Below are 1,916 nucleotides of genomic sequence, written 5' to 3' on the forward strand. Positions count from 1 at the left end.
CCTCCGGCCCGGCCACCTCCAGCCCGGCCACCACCAGCCCGGCCACTTCCAGCCCGGCCGACAGCGGCGTCGTAGGCACGCTGGGCCGGTTCGTACGGCTGGCCGGCGTGGAGCTGACGGTGCTGACGGCGACACTGGGCCTGGCTGTCGGTCTGTCGCGCACGGCGCCGCCGGTGAACGACGCGGCGGTGCCCGACGACCCGACCCGGGCGCTGCTCGGCTACCCGATGCCGCCGCCGGTGTCGGCGGTGCGCCTCGCCACCGACTGGCGCCTGGACTGGGTGTTCCTCGCCGGCGCGATCCTCGCCGCCGGGCTGTACCTCGCGGGCGTACGCCGTCTCGTCGCGCGCGGCCACCACTGGCCGATCGGGCGCACCGTGGCGTGGTTCGTGGGGCTGTTCGTGACCGTGGCCGCGACGTCCAGCGGGCTGGGGCTCTACGGACCGGTGCTACTCAGCGTGCACATGACCCAGCACATGTTGTTGAACATGCTCGCGCCGATCCCGCTGGTGCTCGGCGCGCCGGTGACGCTGGCGCTGCGCGCGCTGCGCCCGGCAACGGCCCCGCACCGCACCGGGCCGCGGGAATGGCTGGTGGCGACGCTGCACTCGTGGCCGGTGCGATTCCTGACGCACCCGCTGGTGGTCACCGTGAACTTCGTCGGCGGCCTGTACGTGCTCTATCTGACGTCCCTGCTCACGACGCTGATGCGTAACCATCTCGGGCATCTGTACATGAACGTGCATTTCCTCGCAGTGGGCCTGCTGTTCTTCGAACTGATCATTGGAATTGACCCGTTGCCGCGGCGGCTGTCGCATCCCAGCCGCATCCTCATGATGCTGGCGGTCGTGCCCTTCCACACCTTCCTCGGCCTGACGATCATGGGATCGACGGCCGTGATGGGCTCCGGCTGGTACGACAGACTCGTCCGCCCGTGGGGGGTCAGCCCGCTCAGCGACCAGCACACGGCCGGCGGCATCGCCTGGTCGTTCGGGGAGCTGCCGACGTTCACCGTGATGCTCGTCCTGGTCGCCCAGTGGGCGCGGACCGACGAGCGCCGCAACCGGGTGCGCGAACGGCGCATCGCCGCCGCCGGCGACGTCGATGTCGAGCTTGACGCGTACAACGCCTACCTGGCAAGGCTCGACGACGCCGCGAACCGGCGCGCCGCCGGCACTCGCGCGGCGTCGTCCAGCGCTACCCGGGCCGCCCGCGGCGGCAGCCCGCCGGCCCGTCCGGGCGCGGTGACCGTACGACCGCCGAGGCCTCGCGACGCCCCGGACGACGGCCCGTCCCCCGACTGACACCCCGGCCCGCTCGTCGCGGCGGGCGACAACAGAAACAACGACATGCGACACCGGGAATACAAATCGCGTGCGGGTTCGCCGCAGGTCTCATCGTAAAGTCGCCGCACCAGGAATGCGGGCGGGACCTTGAAGGGCGGGACGACCGCTGCCGTTGGCTCAGCGCCAGCAGGGTCCGCGGGCTAACATTCTTCTGTGGCGGAAACATCGCCGCTCGCCCACGCTCCATCACCTGAGAAGGAGCAGGCAGGTGTCACGTCCACCCCCGCCCAGAGCGCCGGTTCCCGCGCCCGCCGCGGTGCCGTGGCGATGGCCGTCCCGTGATGGGTTCACCGCGTTTCTGCGGGCGGCGACCGCGGGCGGGCTGCTGCTCCTCGCGGCCACCGTGGCGGCGCTGGTCTGGGCGAACCTCTCCCCCGGCGGGTATCGCGCGGTGTGGGACGCCCCGGCGGGTCTCGGCCCGGCGGCGCTGCGCCTGGACGGGATGCGACTCGCCGACTGGGTCGCCGACGGGCTGCTCTCGGTGTTCTTCCTCGCCATCGGCGTCGAGCTGCGCCGCGAGCTGACCGTCGGTGCGCTCGCCGGCCGCCACCGCGCGGTGCTGCCCATCGC

General features: G+C 72.4%; 2 protein-coding genes. Both read left to right on the top strand.

From position 1 onward, the window contains the following. Window positions 1-1,304 (top strand): cytochrome c oxidase assembly protein (locus MXD58_RS26625; RefSeq protein WP_250610534.1); only part of this gene is annotated, 1,304 nt, incomplete at its 5' end. Window positions 1,305-1,554: 250 nt separating this feature from the next. After that, a partial coding sequence (locus tag MXD58_RS26630) for a Na+/H+ antiporter NhaA (RefSeq protein ID WP_250610536.1) occupies window positions 1,555-1,916 on the top strand: 362 nt, incomplete at its 3' end.

Source organism: Frankia sp. AgKG'84/4 (genome assembly GCF_023242965.2).
Taxonomy (GTDB): domain Bacteria; phylum Actinomycetota; class Actinomycetes; order Frankiales; family Frankiaceae; genus Frankia.